Genomic DNA, 26,080 nt, shown 5'->3' on the forward strand with positions numbered 1-26,080 from the left:
TCAGCGCGTTCTCCATGCCCCGCTTGCCATCATCGACCCATTGCTCGACTTCCGAGGGTGACAGGTCGAACTGGCGGCTAGCCTCCGCCACCGTGGTCTTGCCTTGAATAATGTCCAGCACCAGCGCGCTTTTACGCTTGGCTGTCCATCGTTTGATGTCATCTTCCATTTTCGTGCTCATCGTCTTTCCATCGATTATGACGTGAGCAGGTTTTTACTGGGTCAATACATGCTTTACAGCTTTTTTTGAATCACCTCCTGCAGCATCTGCTTGTCCAGGCTCAGGTCGGCCACCATGCGCTTGAGGCGCGTGTTCTCCTCTTCGAGCTGTTTCAATCGACGCAATTCGGTTACGCCCAAGCCACCGTATTTCTTCTTCCAGTTGTAGAACGTCGCCTCACTCACACCCATCTTGCGGCACACCTCCACCACCGTCGTACCCGACTCGGCCTGGCGCAGTGCGAACGCGATCTGCTCTTCGCTGAACTTCGACTTCTTCATGACAAATCTCCCTGCCCCGTAGGGCGTTAAATTTGCCAGAAATCTCTACTTCTCACCGCTACGGCTTTTTGGGGGGAGGTCACTAATTTTTCCTACCCCCCTCTTTTGCGAGATATAGACAAAAAGTCTATCGTCCCAAATACAAGCGAACAAAAACATCCAAATATGAAAACCCCACCCACACCGGCAAAATACCAAAACAACGAGAGCTTGCCAAAGAAAAACTGCACGACAGGGCCGAGCACTATTACTGGAAAGCATATCTGAAATACGGCGGACCATATATAAACAACAACCAACTTGATCCATCTTTTCTCAATTTCACACTCCGCATTCCATAATTCATCACCATGATCGCTAAAATCGCGCGCCAGCTCTCTATGACCACCCACCCCATGGGCACATGCGAAGAAATTTTTCGCAATAATGTCAAAATTCAGTTTCATAGATCACCTTAAGGCTCTTTATTCGCCGGCGAAAATATCGGGGACGTCCACCAAGAAGTGCCGCCACTTGTTGCACCACTGTAGTCGTATACCTTAAACGATGTCGTTCCCAGTGCAGTGGCATTTACTTGAATAACAAGATTTCCGACACTGTATGGAACAATGGTGTTGGCTAGGCCCGCGCTGTAGTTCAGGAAGTATTTGGTAGGCCCCGCAATCGCTCCTGCTCCAAATGCGGTAACTACGCCCGCGGGGGTTGCCTCTAGCCCCTTCGAGAGCACGTAAAGTGTTGTGCCGGTAGCGCCTCCAAATATTAAGGAACGCCCAACACTGCCGACGGTCAGTTGCGAAACAGGCGCCATACCAGCCTGCCAGGCTAAGAAGGACGGCGCAGCTTCCGTAGCCACTGCAGCAGCATTTCCGCTCACCGTTGCCCCAAGACCCGCAGCAAGGGCTCCTTGACGAGTGTCTGCCAATAATTTTTGCTCGTCCGCATTCAGGTCCTTGCGAAGACCGATTGCAGCTTTGCCACCAAGCACCGACATGAATTCGGAGATATAAGATGGAGATTGTCTGGTGGACAGTTGATTGTTATCCGTCTCCAGTTGCGCCGCATTGCTCCCCGTAGTTGCCAGGTCCGCATTGCCTGTAGCGACACCGATCATGCCGACGATGCCTGTGATCAGATCACTGCGATTCTGCTTTTCCTCCGGCGTCATGGTGCTGACGTCCTGATGCAGCAGCTCGTTGAGCGCAAGGTTGAGCACGACACTGGTCGCCGCCCCTGCGGCGCCGGCCGCGCAGCTCTGACCGCTGGCTGCGGCACCCGCGCAGGCCGTGATGCCCTGCATGACCGTGCGAATCGTTTCGCTGGTGGTGGTCGATTTCTCTCCGTCCTTGTAGGAGTCCGCCAGTTGCTTGATTTCGGTGACCGCAAGCCCTTGCAAGAAATTGACAGTGGCGTTGGTGATCAACTGGTCCATGCCGCCAAGCACGTTGGCGCCAGCAGCCCCCGAGAAGGCTGACACGCCGAGCGCAAGGTAGCGGTACTTTTCGGCCTCATCCTTTGCCTGTTGAGCTTGGTCGCTGTACTGCTGGCGCGTAGCATCATCAGGGGCGTTATTGGCCGCCTGCTCAAGCGCCTTGGCTTTGTCTTCCAGGCTGTAGGCCTGGATCGACAGGCTCGCACTGAGCGTATGCGCCTGCTGCTGGAAGGCGGTGGCCACATCCATCTTGGCCTGCACTGCGTCGGCGTCGAATGAGTTGGTCAGACTGTTGAGCGCGTTTGCTGCGTCATGGTTGACGCTGGCGACCGTCTCGTCCGCCGTTTTTCCAGTGAGTTCCTGCTGCTTGGCGTCGTTGCGGATAGTGATGTTGCCGTCCGAGATGACACTGTAGGTGGTGCTGCTCTCCTTCTCATCGGCAACCACGAAGGTCGCGCTACCCGACTTGCTGTTGTTGAAGGTCTGGACGTTGTTCTTGCTACCGGTATTGCTGCCATAGCCACCGCTAAGGCCGACGCTCATGCCGCTGACGTTGTACCTGTTCTGGATATCCTCCATTTGCAGCGTGTCGGTGACGAGGCTATTGCGCCCCGCCGCCTCGGCCTCGGCGTCGCTGACGATGGCCCCCCCCTTCAGGTGGGTGCCACCCGCGACGTCGATCTGGTAGCCGCCACTGCCCGCAAATATGCCGCTCTGCTCAGTGACAGAGGCGTAGTCGGCCTTCAAATCACTCTGGCTGTAGCTGCCGCTGGCCGAAAAGCCGTAGCCAAAGGTCACGCTTCCGCCGGCACTCTGTTGGCTACTCTTGTAGCTGCTGGTGTCTTGCAGGCTCTCAATGAAGAGTTCGCCCCCCACGTTGCCCTTGACGTATTCGCCGCTGATCGTCGCGCCGGCGATGGTGGTGTTGCCGCCACTGGTGAACTCGACCCCTTGGCCACCCGCGATATGGGTGTTGGTGTAATACAGGTCCGAGCCATCCGCCTTGCCGCGCGCCGCACTGGCGTTGGCCGTAATGCCGAAGGCCATGCCGTTCTGGCTCACCGTGGCTGCCACCCCCACCCCAGCGGAACTGGAACTGTTGGTGCTGTGCTGCTCCATGGTGTTTTGCGCGGCATTGAAGATCAGTTCATCCTCGGCATAGAGCCTGACCTTGCCGCCTGCCGTGACATCCGTGCCGGTGATACGCAGGTCGCTGTAGTCACCGCCACCATGGATATTGGCGACGAAATTGCCGCCCGCTTTGATGGCGCTACCCTGGGCCGTGTCGCTGGACGCTTCCTGCTTGCTCTGGCTGTGGCTGCTGCCGTAGGTAAGGCTGATGGTGGCGCCGGCCCCGCCGTTGTTTTGCGAACCGGGGCTCGTGCCTTGGAGTGAGCTGCCGGCGTTGTACGCGGACATGGCGACGGTCGCAGCGGCCAGCGCGTTGGTGCGCGCATCGCCCTTGGAGCGATCGGAATCCTCACTCATTTGCTGCGCTGTCATGAGCACGTCGAGCACCGGGCTCGATACGGACAGCGTCAGCCCATTGCTGCTGGTGCGGTAGATGTCACTTGCCCGACTAGTGAAGCGGCTCTCTTCGACAACGCCGCGCCGGGCATCGAGCAGAACATCGCCTTCGGCCGCGGTCACCACGCTGCCGCGCTGCGTGTAGGTATCCCCCGCAATCAGGATGACGTTCCCCGAGTTGCTGCCCACAAGGCTGCCTGCGGCTCCCGTACTTTGCAGGTCGTGTTGCTCTTCGCGCTTCTGGGTACCGAAGGTGGCCGCAGCCCCACCGTTGCTGAACATGCCATGGGTCAAGCGTTCGGCGTATGCGGTCTGGCTACTGCCTTCCTCCATCTCGACGATGTTGAGATTGCGCCCTGCGATCACAGTGAGACCTTCGTCGGCGACGACCTGCGAGCCGGAAATGGTGATATCTCCACGCTTGTCAGCGAGGCTACCGGCACGCAGTTCCACCGTCTGACCCGATACGAGGCTGCCTTCGGCCGTCTCCCAGGTCGCCGAGCGCCCACGGGTGTTGGTGACCGTGTCGTCGGCCACGTGTACGCCGATGACGACCTTGCCAAAGCCATTGGTGCTCTGGCTGTACTGTTCGCTCTCACGGCTGTGCGTGGTCTTAAGCGCTTCGATGGTGAGATCGTTGTCAGCGATGACGCTGACCTTGTGCGCCTCTTCCCCGGCGGCGGCCGAATCGTTATGGATGTAGGCACCGGTCAGACGGATGTCGCCACTGCCCTGTCCCGGGGTGTCCGACTTGGCGCGGATGAGGATGTTGCCGCCTGCGGCGACTTCTCCTCCCACAATCGATTCGTCGTACTGCGCGCTACGGTTGTAGCTGCGCATGCCAGTCGACTGAACATCGAGCCCGTAAGAATCCTTCTTGGCTTCGATGGCGACGTTGGTGCCCTGGATGCCGATGTTGCCGCCGGCCTTGACCGTGCTGCCGCTGATCAGGACGTCGTCCTTCGCGACGATGTTGGCGTTCGTCCCGGCCTTAAAGACGCTCTGATACTGCGTGACACTTGTCTCGTGCAGTTCGTCGCCACGGCCCTGCACCTTGTTGCCGTCATAAGCGGCGTCCAGCGTGCTCTTGCCTTCGACGCTGGTGATCTTGATGTTGCGATCGGCATAGGCCTGTAGCGTGGTGTCGGCCGTGACCCGGGCCCCTTCGGCCACCAGGTCACGGTCGGCCTTCATGTAGACCTGCCCCGCGTGCACGGTGGCGATGCGGTCGACGTTGGTGCGCGTGCCTTGCTCGCTGGCGCTATCAAGCGTGCGCGTCGCGATGACGATGTCGCGCCCGGCCAATAGCGTGGCCCTGGAATCCACGCCCGTGCCGGTGATCACACCCGACAGGTTCTTGAGGTCGTTCTCGGCGCGCGCGTAGATGTCGTTGGCCGAAATGCGCCCGCCGGCGTTGGTGATGTCGCCGTCGGACAGCAATGTCATCGCCCCGTTGGCGGCAAGGCGCCCGCTGTTGACGAGTTCGCTGTCGGTCTTGATGAAGACGGCGTCACCTGCGAGCAGCGCGCCCCCCGTGCCCAGGTCCCCATCCTTTGGTCGGCGCAGGTACACCTGCGGCACGAGGACGTTCTGCACGCTGCCGTCCGGCAGGGTGACCGCCTGGGCGACGAACCAGACGATGTCGGTGGTGAGCATCGCCATCTGCTCGGCCGACAGCGCCACCCCAGGGGTGAGCTGATACTGGCGGGAAAAGGCGGACCCCGCGTCCATGAGCGCGGCGTATTCGGCTTCCGTATCGGTGTAGCCGGACAGGTACTTGCGCCCGGTGAGCGCGAGGATCTGGTCGTTGATCTGCTGTTGCTCGTAGAAGCCATCCCCATACCGCTTCATCTGGTAGAGCGGATCCACCTGCAGTTGCGTGAAGAAGTAGTCGCTGGAGAGGAAGGTGCGATAGTTCGTAAAGCGCGGGTCGGTCTCGACCAGGTACTTGCTGTCCGGCTCCGCGTGGATGACGAAGAGGTTGCTCGTGGGCAGTTGCACCTTGGGCGTGATCGCCACGACGATGTCCTTGCTGGCACTTTGCTTGCCTTCCGAATCCGGCAGGGGGGCCGCGTCGACCACGCGGAAACTCGGCAGGCTGTAGTCCGGTTTGACGGCCTTGCTGCTGGTGACGTCTTTGGCGCGGGAAGTGATGTTCGCGGTATTGGCGGCCAGGACGGTGAGCGTGCCGGCCTCGTGGGCATTCACTGGTGTCGCCGTGCGGTCAGTGGCATCCACCTGACGCGCCTGCGTCGGGTCTGCCGCGTTCTGCTCGAAGCGGAAGCTGGCCAGTTCGGTGGTGACCACGACCGGCGCACGCACCATCGGCTGCGGATCGTCGCTCTTGTTCTGGTGTCCGCCGAGCACGCCGTGGTTCTCGACCCAGAAGTGCTGGCTCGTGCTGCCCTCGAACGTCGTCGTGCTGAGCCCTTGCAGGGCACGGTTCTCGATTGAGCCGCCCAGCATGTAGAGGCCGCCGCCGGCCACGATCTGGCTGTTCTCATTGACGCCGCTGCCGGTGAAGAACATGTCGCCGCCCGACAGGATCTGTGCGGGCGCGGCCGAATCGACCTCGGTGTGCGACTCCGTGGCAATCGTGCGTTCGATCCGGTAGTTCTCGTCGTCCGTGGTGCGGTTGTCCTCGTGCACTTCGGCGTTGTAGGCGTCGACGATCGGGATGAGTTCCTGCAGGACGACCTCGTAGCGATCGCGCCAGCCGGCGTAGTCGTCGCGCCACTGGTTGCAGGCGGTACTGTTCTTGTCGCGCGAAACGTCGCTTTCGCCGTCGTAGTAGGTCTCGGTGCAGCCACCCGCTCCGTCGGGTTCGGGGGGCGGCGCTTCACCGAGCGGTGTCACGCCAAAGCGCGCAAAAATGCCCGAATCCCAGGCGTAGTTCAGCGTGTACGTGTCCGGGTCGCAGTAGCGTTCGTCACCCTCCGAGCCCGTGTAGCAGTTGCCCGGCACGGTCGTGTAGACGGGCGCGACCTCGGTACGCAGGCCGTATTTCTCGGGGTGCACGATGCAGCTCACGCGTGAGCTGCCCACCCCGAAACACAGGTCCGCCGGATACGCCTTCAGGCCGCCGTCGCCATCGGGACGAATCCAGACCTGCTCGACAGGGTCGGTCGTGATGGTGCGCGTGGTGATGTGGGTGTCGACATTGCGCAAGGCGTCCGTCGAAATCGCCAGCTCCCGCGCGGCTTCGATGCGGGCCGAGGCATTGACGAGCGACTGCGATTTGCCCACGGCATAGCCGTTGTCGTCCAGTTGCCCACCCAGCGTCGCCGCACCCAGCGAGTAGATGAGTGCGCCTTCGCTGTTGTTGATCTGGCGCGCGCCCAGGTTCAATTCTTCGCGCGCGGCAATGACTCCCGGGCCGATATTGTTGACGGTGCCTGCGCCGATCTCGATCCAGTCGCCGTAAATGCGCCCGGTGTTGTCCAGCGTGCCGGCTTCGATATGGGTGACCCTACCGTCGATCAAACCGGTGCTGGTGTTGGTGAGCGTGCCGCTGACATTCAAGCGTGTCTCGTCCGCCGCGATTTCGCCGCTGTTGGTGAGATCCCCCGTCGTGACGGTCAGCGTGTCGGTCGCCGTGATCTTGCCGCTGTTCTCAACATTGCGCGCCGTGATCGACAGGCTGTTTTCCGATGAAAGCGTGCCCGTGTTCCTGTAGTCGCCATCAACGGTCAGGGCCAGCAGGTCGCCCGCGGCGGTGGTCCCGCCCCACCCCTGTTCACGCGTGTGCAGGTCGAGCACGCGCCCGGCCATGAGCTGCCCCTGTTCATTGGTGAGGGCGGGCGCCTGCACGGTGAGATCGTTCGCGGCACTGATCAGGCCGTTCGAGTTATCCAGCGCGGCAACGTCGACCATGGCGTCGGTGTTCGCCCGGATCTGGCCGCCGGCATTGGCGAGCGCATCCGCGCGGATGTCGAGATCCTGGCCATCGATGGCCCCGCCGCTGTTGTCGACGCGCGCCGCCGCGAGTGTCAGGCGAGCGTTGCTGATCAGGGCGCCGTTCGTGGCGTTGCGCAGCGTGCCGTCAACGGTGATCGCGACGTCTTCCGACGCGCCGATCGTGCCGGTATTGGTGAGCTCACTGGCGTGGACGACGGCGCTCCCCGAGCTGGTCATCAGCCCTGTGTTGGTGAGCCCGCCTGCGACATTGACGTCGAGCGCGTCATGAGCGCTGAGCACCCCCGCGTTGTTCTCCAGGGTGCCTGCGCGTACGGTCAGGTCCGTACCCGCGAAGATGCCGCCCACGTTTCCACTGTTGGCGTTGGTGAGCGTGCCCGAAACATCCAGCTCCATCTGGGCGACCGACTGGATCAAGCCCGCGTCGTTGGCGAGTCCGCTCGCATGGATGTCCAGCGCACGCGTGGCAACGATCTGCCCGCCCGTGTCGTTGCTCAGTTGGCCCACGCGCAGTGTCTGATCTTGTGCGTAGAGCACGCCGCCGCTGTTATCCAGGTCGCCCGATGAAACCTCGAGCGTGCCGGCTGCCTGCAGCGCGCCGCCAAGGTTGGCGATAGCCCCGGTCTGAGTGTTGATCGAGACGTCCCCCGCCGTCGCGGCCATCACCCCGTTGGTGTTATCGATGGCTGCCGCCTCGACGGTGAGCGCGCCACCCGCGAGCACATAGCCGGCGGTATTGATGAGGGTGGCGTCGCGCGTCACCAGGGCCAGATCGCCCGTCGTGCCAATGGTGCCGCTGTCGTTGGTGATGCGCGCAGCGTCGATACTCAACTGCTCCTGGCCCACAATCGTGCCGCGCGTGTTGTCCAGCGCGCCACTACCCAGCGAGAGCGTCGCCGCACTTGTTCCGGTGACGTTGCCGAGAACGTTGGAGAGTCCTTGCGCCTGGATCGATACTTGTTCGGCCTGGATCGAGCCGGCGTCGTTGACGACGCGCCCCGTGCTCGCGAGCTGGATCGTCTGGGCTGCGCCGATGTAGCCGCCCGAGTTGTCCAGCGCATCGCTTGTGAGCGAGAGGGTCTGGCTGTAGACAACGCCTGCGGCATTGGCAAAGCGCGTGGCGTCGATCTGTGCGTCGGCACTGCTGCCGATCTGACCGCCGCTGTTGTCCAGCGCGTCAGCCGCAAGGGCAAGACCTGCCTCGCTCCAGATGAGGCTGTCTCCATGGTTGTCGACCGAAGTCGCGCGCAGGTCGAGCGCGCCGATGCTCTGAATGAGAGCCGCCGCATCGCCTGAGCGATCGTTGTCGATCGCACCCGCCCGGATCACCGCATCCGACCCGGCAATGATCTGTCCGCCATGGTTGGTGAGCGTGCCCGTGCCAAGCTGCAGCGACAGCGCTTCATTCGACGAGACTTCACCCAGGCTGTTGGTGAGTGAGGCAGCCGTCACGGTCGTGCCGGAATGCCCCGTGATGAGGCCACTCGTGTTGTCGATGTTCCCCGCGGAGATATTCGTCTGACCGTCGACAGCGGCGATCACGCCGCCAGCATTGGTCAGCGCATCGGCATCGACGGCGGTCGCACTGACGCCGACGATCTGGCCTGCGGTGTTGTCGAGCGCCTGCGCCGCGATCCGCGTGGTGTTGCCCTGGAGCAGGCCGCCCGCATTGGTAAGACCCTGCGCGCCTTCAATGGACAGGTTTTCGTCGGCGACGATTTCGCCGCCGGTGTTGTCGATCCGTTGGGCGCTCAGCGCCACATTGCGGGCGAAGACGCCACCTCCGGTGTTGGTGAGCGCTGCGGCGGCAATCGTGATGGCGTCACCCTGCACCACACCACGCGTGTTATCCACCGAGCCAGCGGCAGTGAGGTCAAGGCCCGACTCCGACAGCAGGACGCCGTCGGTATTGAGTGTGCGGGCAGCCTCGACGCGCAGCGACCGTCCCTGGATGAAGCCCTGCGTATTGTCGAGCGTGTCTGCTACCGCCAGCGTGGCGGCCCCGTCGGCGACGATGAGCCCGCCCGTGCTGTCGAGCCGGCTCGCCTGCAGCGTCAGCACATCCGTGGCGCTCATCGTGCCTTGCCGGTTGGTCACCGCGCCCGTTGCGCCGATGTCCACGGTATTGCCCGAGACAAGCCCCCGGTCATTGACGAGCTGGGCGCTCTTGAGCGTGACGACGCCGTTTCCTCCGATGGTGCCGCCCGTGTTGTTGATCGATGCGGCATCGATCGACACGTCGTTATTGGAGAGCAACTGCCCCCCTTGGCTATTGTCGACGGCACCGGGAGTTCTGACGGACAGGCTCTGCTGCGCGGAGATCAGCGCCGCGCGTGCGTCCAGGCTCGCGCCTGCAATGTCGGTGCGCCCGCCGCTGTAGATCTGCGCACCTTGCGCATCGATCGCACCACCGGCACCCAGCTTCACGTCGGTCTGCGCGTCGATCACGGCGCCGGCAACGGACAACGCCCCGGGGGTCACGATGCCGGCAACGCCATTGGCACCGATCCGGGCGCCCGCCAGCGATACGGTATCGCCGCCCAGCGCGACATCGCCCTGCGCGGTAAAGGTGCCGTGCTCGCCATCGAGAACGCGGGTACGCACATTGAGTGCACCGCCGCTGGCAAGCGTGCCCCGGTTGGCGAGCGTGTCCACATCGACGCCTAATGTCGCCACGGCTTGCTGGATGACCGACCCCGTGTTGTCCAGCGTCGGCGTGCTCAGCGCGATGCGATCGCCCACCAGTTCGCCAGCATTGCGCACACCGGCTGCGCTGTTGATGCGCGCGGTCCGATCGGACCAGGTCTGTCCGTTGAGCGTGACCTGCCCCGCCGCATCCAGTGTCAGGTCGCCTTTTGAATAGACGTCGGCGAGCGTCAATTCACCAGCGCTGGACAGCCGCAGGTTGTCCTGCAGCGCCGCCATCCGCCCGGTGCTGTTGACGCCGAGCCCCGCTTCGGTGGCCACCATGTAGATCTGGTTGGCGTACATGCCGCCCATGTCGCGGATGTCAATGGCAAAGCTGGGTGCGACGTCGACGGCATCGGTGCGCGTCACCTGCAGGTCCGCATACTGGACGAGGTTCGTCCCGGTCACGGCGTTCAGGCGCTGGGTCCAGACTTCGCCGGCGACAGTCAGCCCGCGCGCGATGAGGTCGAGCTGCTCCAGGCTCGTGCCGTCCAGGCCCTGCGCTCCAATGAGCAAACGCCCACCACCCACAGAGAACCCGGTCAGCGCGCCACCCGCGCCAAACTGGGGACTGCCCGTGACAAGCGTGGCGCGGCCCGTATTGATAAACCCGCAACCATCGCACGTTATGCCGTTGGGGTTGGCGATCACGACGTCCGCCCGACGCCCCGCCACCTCCATTGCGCCACCCAACTGGCTGGCGTTGCCCGAGGTCACCTCGTTGAGGATGATGCGGGCGCCGCCACCTTGACCCAACTGCGGGTTGCCATTGATCCATCCGCCCAGTTGCGACTGGCTGGCTGAGCCGGCGTTATTGAGGATCAACCCCGGCTTGCCAACGTTGAACTGGTCGTATTGGTTGTGCGACACCCCCGCGCTGCTCGGAGGCGCGATATTGACGATGGGCACGCCGTTGGCTGCAGCATCCATCAGCGGCTTGGTGCCGGCGCTCGACCCCGCGGCGGCCGATACCTGGGCGGCGGCCGGCACGGCGAGCACCGTGCAATGCGCGAGATAGAAGTACGCGATGGCCCGGGCAATGTGGCGCGACCACACAGTGCGTGGCGCAGGCTCGACGTTCGATGAGCGGTTGATGTGGTGGTCAGTCATGATCATCTGTCTCGCACGAGTGGCGTGAGTGCTTTGCATGGGGTGACTACGTGCTGCAATGCGTGACATGTTTGTGGCTGCATGCGCGTCACCCTGTTCGGTTTCAGAATGCGTACGTCAGCGACAAGTACGGCGTCCAGTCCCGCGTGCGGAATCCTTCGGGCTTGCTCAAGGGCTTGCCGATGGAAAAGTCCGCCTGGAACTGACGGAATCGGCCACGCACGCCGAGCGCGGTGCCGACCAGTTCGTTGCCAACGATGTATTGCCCGCTGGGCCCCCAGACGCGCCCTGCGTCGAGCCCCAGGTAGAAGACGGTGTCGAGCCCGTCTACCAGCAGGACGGGCATGGAAAGGTCATTGCGGATCACGTAGCCGTTCTCGGCCATGAGCACGACATCGCCATCAAAGCCCCGTACGGTGTAGCGACTGCCGATGGAGAACTGATCGGTCGAGGTGGTGAGAGCCGATGTCTGCTGGCCGCGAACGGTAAGGCTGTATTGCAGGGGACGGCCCGCCAGAGAAAACGGCGCGAAGAACGAGGCCGAGTAGGTCCACAGGCGTGGTCTCAGGGTGAGTCCGCCATCCACCGCGCTGTCGAAATCGTCCTGCGCGTGTTGCCAGGGCACGCCCTGGCGATAGCCCACTTCGAGATCGATCGACGCGTTGCCGAAAAGGTATTTGAAGTTGCCGCCAATCTCGAAGTTGGTCGTCTTGCGCCGCTGCACGAGAAGCTCGACGTCATCGAGATAGCTGTTGGAACGTCGCGTGCTCAGCGCTGCGTATATCCCCGTCTTGGACGACGAGGTACGCAAGGCCACCATGCTCCAGCGCGCCTCCGTCGTCTCGCTCTTGCCGCTGGACAGGAATTCGACCGTCGTCCCTTGCACGACCTGAGCATAGCGGCTGTAGCTCTTCGAGACGCTGAAGGTGTGATAGCCGAAGGGAACGCTGTAGCTGGCGCTCGCGCTCTGGCTACGATGATCCGGCCCTATGTGTTCGCCGTTGGTGCTGGCTGTCATGCTCAGCACGTCCGACAACCCGAGCGGGTTGTCCAGCGCCAAGTTGCCCGACCACTGCGTGCGCCCCAGCGCGCTGCCGCCCGAGTTGTCGACCGTGACGCCGCCGCGTATGCGGTCCTTCAGCGGCAGTTGCTGACGCTCGATGACGATGACGCTGGTGTCGGGTGCCTCGCCCGGTTCGATGCGGGTCGCTACGCTCTGCGTGGGCAGTCGCTTCATTTGCTCGACACCCTGCTCGAGATCGCGCACGTTGAGGACTTCGCCCGCCGACAGGGGAAAAGCGTTCCACCACGTCCCCCAGGCAACATCCGGTTCATTGCCGCCGGCCCGTACCATGCGCACCGCACTGATACGCCCTACATGGACCTGGATGGCGAGGCGACCGGAGGAAAGATTCTGCTGCGGGAGAGAGACCCGCGTCGTGGCATATCCGAGCTGAATGAGCCTGGCATCGAGTACCGTCGCGATATGGCGCAATCCCTTCACGCCCACGCATTGCCCGACGAAGGCCTGCGCGGTGTCTTCAAGCCAATGGAACCGGGCCCCGGCACCAGTCAGTTCGATGTCGTGAATGACAAAGCACGGCGACTCGTCGGGAAGATCGAACGAGAGTTCGCCGCCCTGGCTCGGCGTCAGGACATCGGGGCGCGTTTCAAGCTGGCGCTGCAGTTCGCGTTCGCGTTCCTCCTGGCGCCGCAGCCCCTCTTCCGCGCCATTGGGCCCCACCGCAGTCTGAGCAAAGGCCCCCACGCACACGACACAACCGACGACGCTGACGATCGACGCCAGCGCCCGGCCCCCTCCCAGACGTTTCACTTATTGTTCTTCCCCGTGTATCAACGCTGTGATCGCGTTTGCGTGGCGACGCCACGAATACTATCGTCGCCTTTATTGTCCGGCCCTGCGACCGGACTTAGTCAGTTCCGTACTTCGGCGAGTAAGGGCCATACAGAATGCCGTTCTGGCGCCCGCCAGCCAGCAGCCGTTCGCTGGCGGTGCCCGCCATCGAATAGCCCGCATTCGTGCTCTGGTTGATGATCTGTTTGACGGCGGCAGCCACCAGCGCCCCCACCAGACCGCCAGAGTTATTGTTGGAATTCTCGTTACTCGAAGCAGAAGCGGCCCCCGACCACAACACTGTCCCCGACTTCAGATCCACGAGCCGTGCGGACACCGCCACTGTCGTCACGCTATCGACGACGATGTAGGTCGTGCCGTAGCGGCTCACCGTCACGTACAGCGCCGCGTCAGCACCAAACACCTGGCTCAGTTTGTCCGCGCCCACGGTCTGGATATCGCCTGCCACATCGAGGCCGTTCTGATGGAACGTCTCCCTGACCAGCGTGACGGGAAATACGTAATAGCCCGCCTCTGCCAGCGGGTGTGTCAATTGCGACAGCACGCTGGATGTCGCTTCGACATCCGGCGATTCATTCAACGGGGGCAGAACGACGATTGAACGCGGCTTGGCCTGTCTGAACGCGGTGTAGTCATACTTTGCCGGCGGCTTGACGGCACATCCACCCAGCGCGAGCGCAGCCACCACACCAAAGATCCAATTGGTATTCATGACACCCATTCACTTGCTGACGTACTTACTGAGAAGAAAGTCCATGTAGCGACCGGACTCCGGAAACAACGCCTTCTCGGTCTTGAACTCCTGGACCGCCTGATCGCTCTGGCCCACGTTGGCATACAGCATGCCCAGGTGCGCATGGAAACCCGGCGGCGGCGTCTTGCCGCTCGCCCGGATCTTCTGGTAGCTGGCTTCCATCGTCGCGATCTGTTCTTCCGGCGAGCCGCCCTGGAAATGACGGTACACCTGCGACTGATAGTCACCCCACTCATACAGGCTGGGCGGCGCCGTCTGGCAACCGGCCAGGATAACGGCCGCCAACAGGACACCGGTGCCGCGACGCGCGCATCCGATCGCAAACATTCCGCACACTCCTCTACCCGGTCTCATTGGCGCGCGACGCTCCAGGCACCCGACTCGATGCCCGAGACCAGGTTATCCACGGCCTCGCGCATGGCCAGGTCGAGGACCTTGCCGTTGAGCGTGGAGTCGTAGCTGGACGTACCACCGAAGCCGATGATTTCGCGATTCGACAGGCTGTACTCGCCCGCACCCTGCGCCGAGAACACGACTTCGGACGTCTGGATATTCACCACGTTCAGGCTGACCTTGGCATAGGCGACCTGCTCCTTGCCGCGCCCCAGAATTCCAAACAATTGATGATCGCCCACCTCTTTGCGACCAAACTCGGTGACATCCCCCGTGATGAGATAGTCCGCCCCCTTGAGCGCCTGATCCTGACGCTTGATGGCAGCTTCCTGCTTGCTCTCTTTCATGTTGTCGCGATCAAGAATGCTGAAGCGCCCCGTCTGTTGCAGATGCGTGATCAATACCGTCTTGGCTTGACTGCCCAGGCGATCCACCCCGTCCGAGAACAGCCCCCGCATGTAGTTGGACCGATTGTCGAACTGCCCGACGGCGATGGGCGTGCGCGTGCCGGTGTAGGCACTGCGTGAGGAAGCGGTCTTTTCGATTGCGACCGAGCGGGAACTCTCCGTGGCACATCCGACAAGCGACAGGGACAACAGCAGCACACATCCAAACAGGTATCGGTTCGACGATTTCATAAGAGAGCACTCACGCATTCAAGAACAACGTCCCCCGCCAATACCCCGCACATCACATCAGCGTGGGCGGGGTTGGCGTCGGTTGGGTAAATTTGGCGCTAGCGTATGGCCCGCCACAGGCGACATCAACAAGGACAAACCGCGTGGACGTATGCATCTTGACGAATGTCAGATGGGTACATCATCCCTCAGTGCCTCTTGTAGGAAAACTCGCTAACGCGACGGGTCTTCTTACACCCCTTGGTACGTATTGCTTTTTTGTACGATCAAAAACCTCAATCACCGCGTATCCGATACAGGGGGTTCCCGGTGTAGGTCGATTCTGTTTGCGTGGGCGACTTGAGACCCATCAAATTCGTTCGAGCCAATGTCGGCAAATGATGAACGCGCCTCACGCGCCGACGGGCATTCGGGCGCCAGACAATCATTTGGGATACACAAGCAATGAACAGAACTCAACGCGCCGCGTCGGCCATCATCTCGCTGGCTCTGCTGACATCCCTCGCGGCATGTGGAGGCGGTGGCGGAGGTGACGACAACGGGAGTACAGCGGGTTCGTCCGCCTCGTCTTCGTCCAGCGCACAGGGCAGCGCATCGTCGCTCAGTTCGGCCGGGTCGAGCGGTGCGGCAACCAAGACCTGCCCGGATACCTATGCGGCGATCACCTATACCGGCGGCGGCATCCCTGGCGCGTCGCTATCCATCAACAGCAAGGACGGCAAGGCCAGGCTGAACGTCACGATGCCGTCGACGCCGGTCGGCAACTACAAGATCTGCATCGGCACGCCCGACAGTAGTGTTCTGCCCACAACCGGCGCAGGCATACGCAATTACGAAGTCATTGGGGAAGGCAGCTACGCGGCACTACTCAATCCGACACTGACAATCTTCTACACCCAGGCCGGGAATGTCGCGGTCAATTACCTCGCCGCTCCGAGCACGGCGGGTGCGCCTTACGGCACCTACGACGCGGCCAACAACCTCGTACTCGATCGCCGCGTTGCCACAACAGCAGTGGCGCAGGACGCCGCATTCGTGGCAAGCGTTGATGCCGTCAAGCCGGGTTTGTACATGACCAGCGAGCCGACGCCGTAGACCTCAACTGGGCGATCACTGGCGGCGCGAACGTGCGCCGATTCCGTGGGCCGGAACCAAGGTACTCGTCGGACTTGCGCGCGCCGACCTCGCCACCTTGCGGCACCCTGGACCTGATGCCATGCGCGTACTCGGATGGAGAACCCGCCACGAAGAGTTCTTGCCCCCCGCAACGAAACTCCCTACACCCATTGGTCTGTATTGCTTTTTGCGACAATCAGAATGAATGCCGAATGAACCTTGGTGAATGCAACAAGCGTGCGTAGGACAATTCCTTTTGCATATCTGCATTGTGTTGCATCAATCACGCGAAAGCATCCATGGGAATGATCTGGATCCCACCGCTTCACTCGGAGCGGGGGTACCTGATTTCACAAGGGAGAGATGTAATGAACAAGATTCAACGCGCCGGACTGAGCGCAATTTCCGTGGCCCTTTTGGCGGCACTGACCGCATGCGGCGGGGATGGTGGCGGTGACGACAATGGTGGCAGCGCATCCAGCGCGAGCTCCTCGAGCAGCTCCAAGAGTTCATCGAGCGCCTCGTCGACAAGCGTCTCATCGAGCAGCAGTTCGTCCTCGGCCGCCGGTACCAAGACCTGCCCGGCTGACTACCGCTCTATCACGGTATCCGGTTCGTACATCGCCAACGCCACCTTGGCCGTCGGCAGTCCCGACGGCAAGGCGCAATTGACGGTCAAGGCCCCGGCCACGAACCCGGGCAACTTCAAGATTTGTGTCGGCACGCCTGCTGCGGACCAACTGCCCGCCTCTGCCGGCGCACGCAATTACGAAGTGATCGGTGAAGGCGCATATGCCGCGTTGCTGAACCCGACGCTCACGATTGTGTATGCGAACGCAGGCAACGTTGCGATCGACCATCTGCCGATTCCCGCATCGGGCGCATACAGCGGCACGCCTGATCGTCACATCGCAGCGGCGGTGACCGCGCAAGGTTCGACGTTCACCTATGCCATCGATGCGTTGAAGCCGGGTCTGTACATGACCAGCGAACCGACGCCGTAAGACACGAGACGCACAATGCAGTACGGGGCCTTTGATCTGCAAACCGACATGGAGCAACTTCATGTCGGGTGAAAGACAAAGGCCCCTTCTACCCTTCTACGAGCGCGTTTCTCTTTGCGGCTGACTCCAACGCCAGCGCTCTCGCCCTGACTTTCTAATTCGAGAATGGCGGAGGACGCTTCGTCTCCGGCCCACGCGCATCGCATTGCCGGCGCACCTCTGCCATCGCGACATGCCACGAACAGCAAAGATTCAAGCAAGCGTGAGCCTTTCAGAAAAACACCATCCGGATCCCAAGGCCCACGACCGCACAAACGCCAATCACATGCATGACGTTCCGTTTGAACCGGAACAAGGCCACCGCTGCGCCGAGTGCGATGACGGCTGACGCTGCGTCGAAGCGCCCGGCAAAGCCCTGCGGCCACAGTACGTGGTAGCCGAAGAACAGTGCGAGGTTGAGGATCACGCCCACCACGGCAGCGGTGATCGCCGTCAGCGGCGCCGTAAACTTCAGATCGTCATGCGTTGCCTCCACCAGCGGCCCGCCGGCGAGGATGAAGAGAAATGACGGCAGGAAGGTGAACCACGTCACCACGACCGCCGCGCATGCGCCCGCCAGGAAGGTCGCTTCCGGGCCGAACAATGCCTTGCCATACCCGCCGACGAAGCCAACGAAAGCCACCACCATGATCAGCGGTCCCGGCGTGGTCTCGCCCAGCGCGAGCCCGTCGATCATCTGCGTCGGCTGGAGCCAGCCATAGTGCACAACAGCGCCCTGGTACACATAGGGCAGCACGGCGTAGGCGCCACCGAAGGTCAGGAGCGCGGCCTTGGTGAAGAACCAGCCCATCTGCGTGAAGGTGTGGTCCCATCCGAACGCTGCCGTCAGTGCAGCCATCGGCAGCAACCACAGCAATAGCCCGACGCCGATGACAGCAGCAAGTCGAGTCCAATGGAATCGGGCGTGCGGCGGCGTGGGCGTGTCGTCGTCGATCAGTGCGGGAGCGCGGGGCGCAACGTTGCCGTGGCGCGCGCCCCCTGTGCTGAAGACAGACGGTGCGATGCGTCCGCCGATGTAGCCGATCAACGCCGCGCAAGCAACGATGGCCGGGAACGGTACGTTGCCGGCGAAGATCGCCGCAAACGAAGCCGCAGCGATCACCCAGAGCCAGCGGTTCTTGAGCGCGCGTCCGCCGATGCGGTGCGCGGCATGAACCACGATGGCGGTGACAGCCGGCTTGATGCCATAGAACAGCCCCGCCACCATCGGAACTTCGCCGAAGGCGACATATAGCCATGACAACCCAATGAGGATCACCAAAGAAGGCAGCACGAACAAAGCACCCGCGACGATGCCGCCCCAGGTGCGATGCATCAGCCAGCCGATGTATGTCGCGAGCTGCTGCGCCTCCGGTCCCGGCAACACCATGCAGTAGTTGAGCGCGTGCAGAAAACGCCGCTCCGAAATCCACCGCCGGTTCTCGACGAGTTCCTGATGCATGATGGCGATCTGCCCGGCGGGCCCGCCAAAGCTGATGAAGCCCAGCTTCAGCCAGAACGTGAAGGCATCAAGGAAGCTCACTGGCTCGGGGCGTGGCGCGAGTGGAGCGGCGTCCTGCGGGGCGTCGGTCATGGCGAAGGTAGTGTCGTGGGTCAAACCCTGTGTTGCCAGGGTATTCGCCAGCATAGCCTAGCGATGTGACATGCGGATGCGATATTCGCCGCACCCGCCTCGCCATCACGTCAATCGAACTTGGCGCTGAGCGCTGGGACGACCGACTCCAGCATGTCTTCATCCCATTCCATGTCGATGTCCGACGCATAGGCGATGTCTGCGGCAAGACTCTGCCATTCGCCATCGGTCAGCGCATGTTCTTCGTACGCGGCGCGAAAGGCGCCGTAGTCGCGCTGTTCCATGCCTGTCTTTCTGAAATACGCGTCGTAGGCTACGCCGAGCATCTCTTCATACGAGGCCTCATCCATCGCCACGTCCACGCTCGCCAGGCTATCGGGCTCCGCCAGGGCCCGCAGGAAGACGTCCTTGCCCTGGGCGGTCAGCCAGCCGCGAAAATAGTCGAATCCATCGTCGCTGCAACCGCCATTGATGACGTACGCCGCCGCCCAGAGCTTGTTCTTGTACGAGAGCCGCTGGTAGGCATTGAATATCTGGTGCCAGCGCATGATGTCGCCGATTTCCATCGCGGCGAGCTTGTCCACCAGCACAGGAGCGATCTCATCCGAAGGTGCAACCTCGCGGATTGCGTCGTCGATGAGCTTCCAGAAAAGCGTTTTGTCCATGTCTTTGCTCTCTCCAAAAAAGTGAATGGGCGGCTATCGGGCCGACTGTCAGTGGAGCATTGCCGCGAAGAACATCGGGACAAATGGATCAAAAAAACAGCGCCATGCTCGCCGCTGCCAAGCATGTTTGTCAGGCGTCATCCGGCAAAGCCGTCCGCATCGCCTCGGCGATGAAGTCGATGAACGTCCGCACCTTGGGCGCCATGTATTTGCGGCTGGTATAGGCGGCGTACAAGGTCGGCGCGAACAGGCGGCAATCGGTGAGCACCTGTTCGAGTGCGCCGGCGGCGAGGTCGTCGGCCAATTGCCAGTGCGGCAGGTACACCAGCCCCATGCCAGCACGGGCGGCCTGGCGCGACAACGTCGAATCGCTGCAACGGAACGCCGCACGATGCCGCACCGTCACGCGCCCGGTCGGGCTTTCGATGACGACCGTACTCATGTCCAGATAGGTCGGCAGGATCACGTCGTGCGATTCGACATCCGCCGGCGTCTTCGGTCGGCCGCGAGCATCGAGGTACGCCGGCGCCCCCACCAGCACGAAGCGCACGCGCCCGAGCGGCCTCGCGATGAGCGTGGGCGACGGCTCGCTGGTCGCGCGCAGCGCAACGTCGTAGCCCTCTTCGATGAGATCGACCCGCCGGTTCTCCAGCGTCATCTCGATCACCACCTTCGGATAGCGCCGTCGGTAAGCCGCCAGCATGTCCGCGAAACCTTGCGTGGCAACCCACACCGGCGCGGTAACGCGCAGCACGCCGCTGGGCGCCTGCGCCTGCTGCCCGACCGCGGCCTCGGCCGACTGCAGGATGTCGAGCGCTTCGCGGCTCTGTTCGTAGTACACGCGCCCGACATCGGTCAGGGAAAGATGCCGGCTCGACCGGTTGAGCAGCCGCGCGCCCAGCAATCGCTCCAGGTGCGCCACGTGCTTGCTGGTCATGGCCGTCGACAGGCCAAGGCGCCCCGCCGCCGCCACGAAACTGCCGCCATCGACGACTTCGCGGAATACGCGGATGCTGGTCAAAGAGTCCATTCAACGTTTCCCAATACGAAACAATGCATCAATATTGCACGCATTGATCAACCATTGGTAGATACGTAAAGTCGCTGCATACGTTCAAGAGGAATCATCATGAGCCACCCGCGCCAACCCAGCCTGTTCATTCCCCATGGCGGCGGTCCGTGCTTTTTCATGGACTGGCAGCCGGCCGATACATGGACGCGCATGCAGGCCTTTCTGGAAGGCATCGCCGGCACCCTGCCGGAGCGCCCGAAAGCGGTGGTCGTCATCTCGGGTCATTGGGAAGAAGACGCCTTCACGGTCAATGCCGCCAGCGCCCCGCCGCTGCTGTTCGACTACTACGGCTTTCCGGAGCACACCTACCGCCTGACCTACCCGGCGCCCGGTGCGCCTGACCTGGCCGAACGCGTTGTCTCGCTGCTGTCCGCGGCCGGCCTGCCCACGGCTACCGACCACACCAATCGCGGGCTGGATCACGGCGTGTTCATTCCGTTCAAGCTGATCTTCCCCGATGCCGACGTGCCGGTGGTGCAACTGTCGCTGCTGCGCGGGCTCGATCCGGCCACGCACATCAAAGCCGGCGAAGCGCTGGCCGCGTTGCGCGACGAAGGCGTGCTGATCGTCGGCAGCGGCATGAGCTATCACAACCTGCGCGCCTTCGGTCCCAACGGTCGCGAACCTTCGCGCCTGTTCGATGCCTGGCTCACCGATGCGGTGGAACAACCCACGGCGGCCGCTCGCGACGCGGCACTCGACGCCTGGAGCAGCGCGCCAGCGGCACGCATCGCCCATCCGCGCGAAGAACATCTCATACCGCTGATGGTCGCCGCCGGCGCCGCCGGTACCGATCGCGGGAACAAGGTGTATGCCGACGACGTCAATGGTCTCGCAATCTCGGCGTTCCGCTTCGGCTGAGCGTCGCCTTACATAACGAATATCCCGAACCCTCAACACGGAGAAACCCCGCATGACGCAACAACAAGCTTTCCCCGCCCGCTGGACCCCGCAGTTGCAGGCGGTGCTGCGGATCGTCACCGGCTATCTGTTCCTGCTCCACGGCGCATCCAAGCTGCTGCACTTTCCGTATGTGCAATCCTTCGAGGGCCTGCAACTGTTCTCGCTGATCGGTCTGGCCGGCGCGCTTGAACTGGTCGGCGGCGCGCTGCTGATCCTCGGCCTCTTCACCCGTCCCGTCGCATTCGTCCTCGCAGGAGAAATGGCGTTCGCATACTTCATGGGCCATGCCTCCAAGGGCGCCGTCCTGATGCCGCTGATGAACAGTGGCGAATCGGCGGTGCTGTTCTGCTTTATCTTCCTGTTCCTGTCCGTCGCCGGCGCCGGCGCATGGAGCCTTGACGGGAAGCGGGCCCGCGCGGCCTGATCGTCCTACAATCATGCGACACGGCCCGGCATAGCCGGGCCTTTTCGTTTGTGGGAGCACGCATGCTGGACGTCTATCTCATCCATGGTCTGTACATGAACCGCTTCGCGCTGGCCCCGCTGGCGCGTGAAGTGCGCGCCGCCGGGCACGCCGCCACGCTGGTCGGTCATCACACCATCATGGGTAGTCTCAGCCGCAGCGCCGAGCATCTGGCCAACTGCATCCGGCACGGCGACGAAAAACGGCGTCGCGTGATCGTCGGCCACAGTCTCGGTGGCGTCGTGGCGGCGTATGCGGCCAGCCGCTTCGAAGACCTTCAAGTCGATGACGTCATCCTGCTGGGCAGCCCCTTCCACGGCAGCGCGGCGGCACGCGGACTGGCGATGGTGCCGGGTGGAGTGCACCTGGTCGGCGGCCCCTTGCGCGAATGGATGGCGCTGAAGAACTTTGCCCCGCGGCAAGGTCTGCGGCTATGGACCCTCATTGGCAACCGGCGACTGGGCATCGGCCAGTACATCGGCCACTTCGCCGATCAGCCGAGCGACGGCACGGTCGCGCTGGACGAGGCGCAGATCGAAGGGGCGCATGCCTCGGCGATGTTGCCGGTGTCGCATCTGCAGATGCTGGTGTCGCCGCCGGTGACGGCGCAGGTACTGCAGTGGCTGGGCGAAATCGACGCCGGGCGCCAGGGGTAGCGGCGCGCTTGCGCGCTTTGGCGAGACCTCATTTGCCCTTCACCATCGCCACGAAATTCCCCACCAGGGGAGAGTTGTCGTCTTCCATCACCGCCAGCGCGAGCGACACGAAGGCGGACGGGTCATCGATCGGCACGTAGCGCACGCCCGCCATGCGCACGCATTCGAGCGGCGCCGGTAGCACCGCCACCCCCAGCCCTGCCGCAACCAGCCCGATCTGCGTAGTGGCCTCGCGCGCTTCCTGCACGAGTCGCGGCTCAAAACCGGCCGCCGCACACAATTGCCTCACCTGCGCGCCGAGGCCGGTGCCGGCGTCCGAGGGATACATGATGAAGCCCTCGTCGCGCACGTCCCCAAGCGATACGGAGGCGGCTTCCGACAAAGGGTGGCGCGCAGGCAGTACCAGGCGCAACGGGTCGCGGCGCAGCTCGCGCAGGCTGATGCCGGCCGGGCGCACGAGGCCATCGTTGCGCACCAGACCGACGTCGAGCCGGCGTTCGGCCAGCGCGGCGAATTGGTCGGTGGTGAACAACTCGCGCAGGCTCACCGTCACCTGCGGATACGCCGCACGGTAGCGCCGCAGCAACTCGGGCAACAGGCCGGTGAATGGCACCGACGAAGTGAAACCCACACGCAATTCGCCCTGCTCTCCCCGCGCCATGCGCCGCGCGCCCTGGATGGCTTCTTCCGCCGCATGCAGCGTGCGCCGGGCGTCGACGAGAAAACGTTCCCCCGAGGACGTGAGCGTGACGCGACGCCGCGTGCGCTCGAACAGTTGCAGGCCGAGCTCCTGCTCCAATGCCTGGATCTGCTGGCTCAGCGGCGGCTGGGCGATGTGCAGGCGCTCAGCCGCACGAGTGAAGCTCAGCTCTTCGGCTACGGCGACGAAGTACTTCAGGTGCCTCAGATCCATGGCGTCGACTGATACATTCTGTATATGAATACGACCTGAAATATATATTGGACCTGCAATTTACGCAGCGCTAGCCTGTGAGCCTCCCTCGCTGTCTTTCCGCGCCCATGTCGTCCGCCAGCACTGCCGCCCCGACACTTCTCACCACGCCCCAACCCGCACAGAAAATCCGCCGTGGCACAGCGGCCTACCTGCGCACCGCCTGGGCGATGTTCTACGGCGGTTTCGCCACCTTCGTGACGCTGTACTGCATGCAGCCTTTGATGCCGGCGCTGTCGCAGGAATTCGGCATCACGCCGGCCGCCGCCAGCATGAGCGTGTCTGCGTCGACCGGCGCGCTGGCGCTCGCACTGATCCCCATCAGCGCGCTGGCCGACCGCATCGGCCGCCGCCCGATCATGTGCGCGTCACTGTTCATCACCGCGCTGCTCACGCTTGCTGGCGCCTTCACGCACGACTATGCCCACCTGATCCTCATACGCGCCCTGCTGGGCATATCGATCGCCGGATTGCCAGCGGTGGCAATGGCCTATCTGGCGGAGGAGATCGATGCGGACTCGCTCGGATTGTCGATGGGGCTGTACATCGCCGGGAACGCGATGGGCGGCATGTGCGGGCGCCTGCTCGCCGCCGGGCTGACCGAGTGGATGCCGTGGCGCGAGGCGATCATGGTCGTCGGCGCGCTGTCGTTCGTTCTGGCCGTACTGTTCTGGCGCAACCTGCCGCCTTCGCGCCATTTCCATCCGGTCACGCACTCGCCGCGCCAGATGATCGCCGCGGCGCGCTCGCACCTGACCGACGCAGGGCTGCCGTGGCTCTTCGTGGTGTCTTTCCTGCTCATGGGCTGCTTTGTCAGCCTGTACAACTACGTCGGTTTCCGGCTGGTGGCGCCGCCCTTCAACCTCGGGCCGGCGCAGTTGGGCCTGGTGTTCACGCTCTACGTGGTCGGCATGGGCAGCTCGACCTGGGGTGGGCGTCTGTCGGACCGCATCGGCCGCCGCAACGTGCTGTGGATGATGGTGGCGATCATGCTCGTCGGCATGCTGCTCACGCTGGCGGCGAACCTTGCGGTGATGGTGATCGGCATCGGGCTGGCTACGTTCGGCTTCTTCGGCGCGCATTCGACCGCCAGCAGTTGGGTCGGCCGGCGAGCGCTCCATACCAAGGCCATGGCGTCGGCTTTGTACCTCTTTGCCTATTACCTCGGTTCGAGCGTGCTCGGTACCACCACCGGACTTGCCTGGCACGCAGGCGGCTGGACTGGCGTGGTTGTGCTGCTCAGTGTCGGCCTGTTGCTGGCCCTGGCCGTCAGCCTGCGCCTGCGCCGTCTTCCGCCCCTGCCGCAATCGGGCAATCCGGCTCATTGAATGTCGCCTCTTGGCGACAAGCATCGAACGCGCGTAGGATGTGCGACCGAAGCCCAATGAAGGAATATTCCGACACAACGACCGTCGCTACCCGGCGACGACGCCGTTCGTCCGAGGGCAATTCAAATTCCAGTAACCGACTGATTTTATTGTGCCCGTAGGGGCAGGCATGGCAGTTGCCTTGGGGAATCCACTTTCTTGGCCACACAATCATGTCACGGACAATTCTGACTTCGGTTTCTGACTTCAATCCCGGTCTTCGTTCGCGCTTTGCGCCGGCGAGCCATCTGCCCCCCCACCACCGCCTGGCTGACAAACCGGGCCTGCTCGAGCCCTTTCTGAGCCTCGGCGACGAGAGCAAGCACGGCCACGGCGACCATACTTTCCGCGTGGGCATTGCACACACCGCGTGGCAGCTCGACAAGGCGCGCCAGTTGGTGGACCGCTGCTACCACCAGGCGGGGTTCCGGCCCGGCACCGGCGCCACGGCGCACACTGCCCGCAAGACCGTCACCGCGCTGGCCATGCGCAGTTCCGCCCCGATCGCCACCGTCTCGCTGATGCTCGACGGCCCGCTCGGCCTCAATGCCGATGATCAATACGCTGACGAACTGGCCGATCTGCGTGCCGGCGGCGCCCGTCTGGCCGAGTTTGGCCGGCTGGCTTTCGACAGCGCGATTCCTTTCGTGCGCGTGCTTGGCCCGCTCGTGCACAAGGCGGCCCGCATCGGTCGTCACGAACTTGGCATGACCGACATCATGGTCGAATGCCACCCGCGCCACGCCGACTTTTACTGCCGCACGCTGGGCTTTCGCCGCATGGGTGGGCTGACGCACTGTCGCCGCGTGGGGGCCCCCGCCGTGCTGCTGCATCTGCACGCCGGGCATCTCGAACAACTGGCGCAGGATCGCGCGCGTACCGGCCGCCTGACGGCGTTGCGCTCGACCATTGCCATGGTGGAACCGGCGGTCCCCGTCTCGCAGGCCGCCCACGCGTAGGCCCTGCGGCCCCTCGACGGGCGGCCGACGAACCAGTGGCGCGCGGCAGATCAAACGTCGCGCCTGCCTGCGCACTTCACGCTGCATCGGGTGGGCAGGCACAATCCCCGCTTTGCCACCCTACCCTGGCTGATGTCGTCACCTGCCGTACGTATGCGCCTTCGATATCCCGGCTCATTCCTGAAACTGCTGCTGCTGGGCTTTGCATTGGTATCGGTGCCGCTCGTCGTGGCACTGATCGATGCGTATTTCTCGCTCGAACGGCTGAGCCAGCGCAGCGAAATGGCGGTCACCCGCGCTGTGTTGATCACGCGCGATTCGCGCACGCTCGGCGAACAGTTGATTGCGCTCGAACGCATCGCGCGGCAGCAACTGGTGCTGCGCGATGCGGCCGGGCTCGAAGCCTACAGTGCCCGCCGCGCGTTGTTCCTGGACGCCATCGCGCGTCTCGGCCAGCAC

Annotated in this window: 19 protein-coding genes and 1 pseudogene; 8 read left to right on the forward strand and 12 right to left on the reverse strand. The window is 63.1% G+C overall.

Annotation, left to right across the window (positions count from 1 at the left end; all coding sequences use genetic code 11):
* The 8 genes and pseudogenes from ACDA63_RS18605 to ACDA63_RS18640 form a co-directional block, all read right to left on the reverse strand.
* Positions 1 to 181: DUF1153 domain-containing protein (locus ACDA63_RS18605; RefSeq protein ID WP_373664493.1), on the reverse strand; the 181-nt coding region annotated here is incomplete at its 3' end.
* Positions 182 to 240: 59 nt separating this feature from the next.
* Positions 241 to 501 (reverse strand): annotated as a pseudogene (locus ACDA63_RS18610) (transposase); the annotation flags it as partial.
* A gap of 92 nt (positions 502 to 593) precedes the next feature.
* Positions 594 to 947, reverse strand: coding sequence for a hypothetical protein (locus ACDA63_RS18615; protein WP_373664794.1), 354 nt, complete (start codon positions 945 to 947; stop codon positions 594 to 596).
* Positions 948 to 955: 8 nt separating this feature from the next.
* Positions 956 to 11,170: a hemagglutinin repeat-containing protein gene (locus tag ACDA63_RS18620; RefSeq protein ID WP_373664795.1), complete on the reverse strand. Its 10,215-nt coding sequence runs from the start codon at positions 11,168 to 11,170 to the stop codon at positions 956 to 958.
* Positions 11,171 to 11,273: 103 nt separating this feature from the next.
* On the reverse strand, positions 11,274 to 13,004 hold the full coding sequence (locus ACDA63_RS18625) for a ShlB/FhaC/HecB family hemolysin secretion/activation protein (RefSeq protein WP_373664796.1): 1,731 nt from the start codon (positions 13,002 to 13,004) through the stop codon (positions 11,274 to 11,276).
* Positions 13,005 to 13,101: 97 nt separating this feature from the next.
* Positions 13,102 to 13,758 (reverse strand): DUF799 domain-containing protein, encoded by a 657-nt coding sequence (locus ACDA63_RS18630; RefSeq protein ID WP_373664797.1) that lies wholly within the window; start codon positions 13,756 to 13,758, stop codon positions 13,102 to 13,104.
* A 9-nt stretch (positions 13,759 to 13,767) separates the two neighbouring features.
* Positions 13,768 to 14,127: a DUF4810 domain-containing protein gene (locus ACDA63_RS18635; protein ID WP_373664798.1), complete on the reverse strand. Its 360-nt coding sequence runs from the start codon at positions 14,125 to 14,127 to the stop codon at positions 13,768 to 13,770.
* Positions 14,128 to 14,150: 23 nt separating this feature from the next.
* Positions 14,151 to 14,831 (reverse strand): CsgG/HfaB family protein, encoded by a 681-nt coding sequence (locus tag ACDA63_RS18640; RefSeq protein ID WP_373664799.1) that lies wholly within the window; start codon positions 14,829 to 14,831, stop codon positions 14,151 to 14,153.
* A gap of 444 nt (positions 14,832 to 15,275) precedes the next feature.
* Here ACDA63_RS18640 and ACDA63_RS18645 point away from each other — a divergent pair, with 444 nt between their 5' ends.
* On the forward strand, positions 15,276 to 15,926 hold the full coding sequence (locus tag ACDA63_RS18645) for a hypothetical protein (protein WP_373664800.1): 651 nt from the start codon (positions 15,276 to 15,278) through the stop codon (positions 15,924 to 15,926).
* 389 nt (positions 15,927 to 16,315) lie between these two features.
* Positions 16,316 to 16,951: a hypothetical protein gene (locus tag ACDA63_RS18650; RefSeq protein ID WP_373664801.1), complete on the forward strand. Its 636-nt coding sequence runs from the start codon at positions 16,316 to 16,318 to the stop codon at positions 16,949 to 16,951.
* Between the two features lie 271 nt (positions 16,952 to 17,222).
* On the opposite strand, the gene chrA is transcribed toward ACDA63_RS18650, so the two are convergent.
* The 3 genes from chrA to ACDA63_RS18665 all read right to left on the reverse strand — a co-directional run bounded on the left by chrA (position 17,223) and on the right by ACDA63_RS18665 (position 20,279).
* On the reverse strand, positions 17,223 to 18,584 hold the full coding sequence (gene chrA, locus ACDA63_RS18655) for a chromate efflux transporter (protein ID WP_373664811.1): 1,362 nt from the start codon (positions 18,582 to 18,584) through the stop codon (positions 17,223 to 17,225).
* Positions 18,585 to 18,694: 110 nt separating this feature from the next.
* Positions 18,695 to 19,249: a DUF4240 domain-containing protein gene (locus ACDA63_RS18660; RefSeq protein WP_373664802.1), complete on the reverse strand. Its 555-nt coding sequence runs from the start codon at positions 19,247 to 19,249 to the stop codon at positions 18,695 to 18,697.
* Between the two features lie 130 nt (positions 19,250 to 19,379).
* Positions 19,380 to 20,279, reverse strand: coding sequence for a LysR family transcriptional regulator (locus ACDA63_RS18665; protein ID WP_373664803.1), 900 nt, complete (start codon positions 20,277 to 20,279; stop codon positions 19,380 to 19,382).
* A gap of 99 nt (positions 20,280 to 20,378) precedes the next feature.
* Here ACDA63_RS18665 and ACDA63_RS18670 point away from each other — a divergent pair, with 99 nt between their 5' ends.
* The 3 genes from ACDA63_RS18670 (at position 20,379) to ACDA63_RS18680 (ending at position 22,343) form a co-directional block, all read left to right on the forward strand.
* A complete protein-coding gene (locus tag ACDA63_RS18670; protein ID WP_373664804.1) occupies positions 20,379 to 21,182 on the forward strand; it encodes a class III extradiol ring-cleavage dioxygenase in 804 nt (267 codons plus the stop codon).
* A gap of 52 nt (positions 21,183 to 21,234) precedes the next feature.
* Positions 21,235 to 21,648 (forward strand): DoxX family protein, encoded by a 414-nt coding sequence (locus tag ACDA63_RS18675; RefSeq protein WP_373664805.1) that lies wholly within the window; start codon positions 21,235 to 21,237, stop codon positions 21,646 to 21,648.
* A gap of 62 nt (positions 21,649 to 21,710) precedes the next feature.
* On the forward strand, positions 21,711 to 22,343 hold the full coding sequence (locus ACDA63_RS18680; protein WP_373664806.1) for an esterase/lipase family protein: 633 nt from the start codon (positions 21,711 to 21,713) through the stop codon (positions 22,341 to 22,343).
* A gap of 28 nt (positions 22,344 to 22,371) precedes the next feature.
* Here the strand turns inward: ACDA63_RS18680 and ACDA63_RS18685 are convergent, their stop codons facing one another.
* On the reverse strand, positions 22,372 to 23,256 hold the full coding sequence (locus ACDA63_RS18685) for a LysR substrate-binding domain-containing protein (protein WP_373664807.1): 885 nt from the start codon (positions 23,254 to 23,256) through the stop codon (positions 22,372 to 22,374).
* Positions 23,257 to 23,333: 77 nt separating this feature from the next.
* On the opposite strand from ACDA63_RS18685, the gene ACDA63_RS18690 reads away from it, so the two are divergent.
* The 3 genes from ACDA63_RS18690 to ACDA63_RS18700 all read left to right on the forward strand — a co-directional run.
* A complete protein-coding gene (locus ACDA63_RS18690; protein ID WP_373664808.1) occupies positions 23,334 to 24,623 on the forward strand; it encodes an MFS transporter in 1,290 nt (429 codons plus the stop codon).
* Between the two features lie 212 nt (positions 24,624 to 24,835).
* Positions 24,836 to 25,621 (forward strand): hypothetical protein, encoded by a 786-nt coding sequence (locus ACDA63_RS18695; RefSeq protein WP_373664809.1) that lies wholly within the window; start codon positions 24,836 to 24,838, stop codon positions 25,619 to 25,621.
* Positions 25,622 to 25,774: 153 nt separating this feature from the next.
* Positions 25,775 to 26,080: hypothetical protein (locus ACDA63_RS18700; RefSeq protein WP_373664810.1), on the forward strand; the 306-nt coding region annotated here is incomplete at its 3' end.

It is taken from the genome of Uliginosibacterium sp. sgz301328, from assembly GCF_041807905.1.
Taxonomy (GTDB): Bacteria; Pseudomonadota; Gammaproteobacteria; order Burkholderiales; family Rhodocyclaceae; genus JBGVSA01.

Excerpts from the sequence above, each read along its gene's own strand:
- ACDA63_RS18615 (WP_373664794.1), bottom strand. The coding sequence starts at position 947 with ATGAAACTGAATTTTGACATTATTGCGAAAAATTTCTTCGCATGTGCC.
- ACDA63_RS18620 (WP_373664795.1), bottom strand. The coding sequence starts at position 11,170 with ATGACTGACCACCACATCAACCGCTCATCGAACGTCGAGCCTGCGCCA.
- ACDA63_RS18630 (WP_373664797.1), bottom strand. The coding sequence starts at position 13,758 with ATGAATACCAATTGGATCTTTGGTGTGGTGGCTGCGCTCGCGCTGGGT.
- ACDA63_RS18635 (WP_373664798.1), bottom strand. The coding sequence starts at position 14,127 with ATGTTTGCGATCGGATGCGCGCGTCGCGGCACCGGTGTCCTGTTGGCG.
- ACDA63_RS18640 (WP_373664799.1), bottom strand. The coding sequence starts at position 14,831 with ATGAAATCGTCGAACCGATACCTGTTTGGATGTGTGCTGCTGTTGTCC.
- ACDA63_RS18645 (WP_373664800.1), top strand. The coding sequence starts at position 15,276 with ATGAACAGAACTCAACGCGCCGCGTCGGCCATCATCTCGCTGGCTCTG.
- ACDA63_RS18650 (WP_373664801.1), top strand. The coding sequence starts at position 16,316 with ATGAACAAGATTCAACGCGCCGGACTGAGCGCAATTTCCGTGGCCCTT.
- chrA (WP_373664811.1), bottom strand. The coding sequence starts at position 18,584 with ATGACCGACGCCCCGCAGGACGCCGCTCCACTCGCGCCACGCCCCGAG.
- ACDA63_RS18660 (WP_373664802.1), bottom strand. The coding sequence starts at position 19,249 with ATGGACAAAACGCTTTTCTGGAAGCTCATCGACGACGCAATCCGCGAG.
- ACDA63_RS18665 (WP_373664803.1), bottom strand. The coding sequence starts at position 20,279 with ATGGACTCTTTGACCAGCATCCGCGTATTCCGCGAAGTCGTCGATGGC.
- ACDA63_RS18670 (WP_373664804.1), top strand. The coding sequence starts at position 20,379 with ATGAGCCACCCGCGCCAACCCAGCCTGTTCATTCCCCATGGCGGCGGT.
- ACDA63_RS18675 (WP_373664805.1), top strand. The coding sequence starts at position 21,235 with ATGACGCAACAACAAGCTTTCCCCGCCCGCTGGACCCCGCAGTTGCAG.
- ACDA63_RS18680 (WP_373664806.1), top strand. The coding sequence starts at position 21,711 with ATGCTGGACGTCTATCTCATCCATGGTCTGTACATGAACCGCTTCGCG.
- ACDA63_RS18685 (WP_373664807.1), bottom strand. The coding sequence starts at position 23,256 with ATGGATCTGAGGCACCTGAAGTACTTCGTCGCCGTAGCCGAAGAGCTG.
- ACDA63_RS18695 (WP_373664809.1), top strand. The coding sequence starts at position 24,836 with ATGTCACGGACAATTCTGACTTCGGTTTCTGACTTCAATCCCGGTCTT.